A 2,912-nucleotide genomic window follows, 5' to 3' on the forward strand; every position below is an offset into this window, starting at 1 on the left:
TTCTACGACATACTTCCTTGATGTACCTGGCATCTCTGATCCTCCTGTACGAGATGCCGAGAGCATACAAAAAGCATGACAATTAGAGATAGAGCAACTACTACCGCCTGCACTCAACCGTAGGTCCGGTTCTACCGGACACCACGCTGTACCTCCTCTTCATTTCCAAGCCAATCATTGCTGTAGCGACTTGCTGGCATCAAGTGTCGATGTCCGTATGGGAGGCGATCGTTGCTGGAGACCTCGCTTTGTTCCAAAGCATCGGTCGAGTCGTCATGTGAGACATGACCTACCGAGAGTCGAACAAGGGTCCCCCATTGTTCCGCCGAGAGACGTTGCGACCCGATCGATCATTGCGGCCTTGACCCGTAGAGTGGAAAAGGACGCAGGGCTACAGGGAGGCAGTGGTGAAGGCAGAGATTGTCGCGGATCGCTCCGCGGTCCTGCGTGGGGTGATCGGTCAAGTATGGTCAATGCTCTTTGCTGAGGTTGATCTTGCGATCGGTAGGCCATGTCTCACATGGCGAAGGGAACGCGAGCGACTCGACTCGTGGTTTGGCTCGTGCGTCGTGGAACAGCCAGCCTGGCTGTCGTGCGTGATCACCGGAGGGAACGCTCTGCGACGGTTGGGTTGGTTGGGGGTGGAGCGTCGGTTAGCGGTTTGGGGTGGAACGCTGGACCGCGGAGCGATCCGCGACTTTCTTTGCTCTCGTCTCTCAGTCCTCCGCACCGCCCACTGCCTCCCTGGGGTCCTGTCCACTTTTTCCTTCTCCACCGCTCTCTTCCGGGGGGTGAGCCGCAGAATCGGTTCAGGCGGGCGATTCGGCATGGGGGCCGGAGCAGTTTCGCGGTGAAATCTGTGCCAAAAACGTGCGATGTCGGGATTCTCTGAATACAATCGCAATTCGCAGGCATACGGTCCGTCGTCGCGAACGGATGGTCGGCGTGGATTCGTAGACTCTTCCGAGACGATTTGCGATCTCCCCTTGGACCGAACGCCAGTGTTGGCACCGCCACGCGGTTCCTTTGTGAACGCATGGACCACCGGTTGCCCACGCACGGACTCCCTCTCCTCCTTATCTTCAACGCCCCCATGGCCGCACGCGACGATTCAGTGATTCGAGGCAGCTTGATTGCCTGCCTGATTTTCTTGGTGCTCTCTTTGGCGCTCAATTTCTTCTTGTGGAGCTGGGGAAGCACGCAAGCGGACACGGCGTCCCGAGCAAACGAGAGCTTGCAATCCCGCGGCAATGAACTGCAAACCATGCAGAGCCAAGCAACGCTGATGAAAGCGATGTTGGGCGTCGGTGGCTTGTCGCAGGCCCAGTTCGATCAGTTGACATCGAGCACGGGCGGCGATCCGGACATGGAAGTGATTGAGCAAAACTTTGCTCGCGACATGGCCTATTTCGGTCCCGAAGTGGATCCCCAAAACCGTAACTATCCCGCTTTGCCTGAGTTCTTGGTCAACGCGATTCGCAATCGCAACGTGCAGTACGGCCAGGCTCGCGACGAAGCAACACAGATTCGTTCGCAAGCCGACAGCGATGTGGAAGTGGCACGCAAGGCTCAAGAAGTCGCTGAGCAAGGGCGTGATGACGCGAACAAAAAACTCGAGGCCGAACAGTCGAAGTTCGCCGAAGATCGTCAGCAGATGAAGTTGACGACCGAACGCACCAGCGACAGCTTGCAGAAAAAGATCGCGGAGTTCACCCAGTACCGAAACAAAGTCACCGCCGAAATCAACGAGCTGGAAAACTTGAAGACTCGTTTGACCGGCACGATCGAGAATCAACGCCAGGAGCTGGTGCAACTGCGAAGCACCAATTTCGAGAGCACGCAGGGATTGATCAGTTACGTTTACCGCGATGGCAATGTGGTGACGATCAACCTGGGCTCGGCGGACGAGTTGACTCCGGGGGTCACCTTCGGCGTGATCGATGCGGACGAAACTCGTTTGCAAGACGCGAAGATCAAAGCGACGATCCAAGTCACCAAATTGCTGGGCGATCACCGTGCGGAAGCTCGCGTGGTGGCCTTCCCCGAAATCCGTTACCCGATCATCCCGGGCGATCAAATCTACTCGCCGTTCTGGGCACCGGGCCGACGTGTGAAGATCGCGTTGATGGACAACATCGACATCGATGACGACAGCCGTCCTGACACCACCGAAATCGCCAGCATGGTGCGTGCGGCGGGTGCGGAAGTCGCTGCGATCCTGCGAACGGATGGCAGCCGCGAAGGCAAGCTGGACAGCAGCGTGCGATTCTTGGTGGTCGGCGAAGCGGAAAGCTTGGACGACCAAGCCGGGAACGCCAGCGAGATCGCTGCGGTCGGCAAAGCCAAGGCGGAAGCGACCGAGTACGGTGTGACCATCATTCCCGCTTGGAAGTTGCAGGCTTACCTGAAGACGATCGACGATTCGTTGACCACGCCGCTGGGGTCAGCCGTCCGCGGTCGCGATTTCCAGCCGGAGAAGTCTCTGGCACCAAGGTCGCTGCCGAACAGCTTGCCGCAGATCTTCACCGAGCAACAAGAACGCGTGCAACGCAACAACGAGATCCTGCAGCCGTAGGGAGTGGAAAGGGGCGCAGGGCCACAGGGAGGCAGTGGTGAAGGCAGAGATTGTCGCGGATCGCTGCGTCGGTCCGCACCGTAGCGCAGGTTGGCCACTCCTGGCCGACGCTTACCACATGTATTCAACCGTAGGTCCGGTTCCACCGGACATCGCGCTCTACATCCTCTTCATTTCCACGCCAATCATTGCTGGCGCGAGGTGCTGGCAAGGGCTGCCGACGTCCGTTTGCAAGGCGATCGTTGCTGGAGACCTCGCTTTGTTCCAAAGCATCGGTCGGGTCGTCATGTGAGACATGACCTACTGGTCGTTCCGGCTCTATGTGTCATGCTGCGGA

General features: G+C 58.2%; 1 protein-coding gene. It reads left to right on the forward strand.

The genetic code is table 11. The annotated features are described in order from the left end of the window. The first annotated feature begins 1,093 nt into the window (after positions 1-1,093). Complete coding sequence (locus tag LOC70_RS12770) at positions 1,094-2,575, forward strand: hypothetical protein (protein WP_230253971.1); 1,482 nt, start codon at positions 1,094-1,096, stop codon at positions 2,573-2,575. The last annotated feature ends 337 nt before the right edge of the window (positions 2,576-2,912 follow it).

The sequence above is a fragment of the Rhodopirellula halodulae genome (assembly GCF_020966775.1).
GTDB classification, from domain to species: domain Bacteria; phylum Planctomycetota; class Planctomycetia; order Pirellulales; family Pirellulaceae; genus Rhodopirellula; species Rhodopirellula halodulae.

Excerpts from the sequence above, each read along its gene's own strand:
- LOC70_RS12770 (WP_230253971.1), top strand. The coding sequence starts at position 1,094 with ATGGCCGCACGCGACGATTCAGTGATTCGAGGCAGCTTGATTGCCTGC.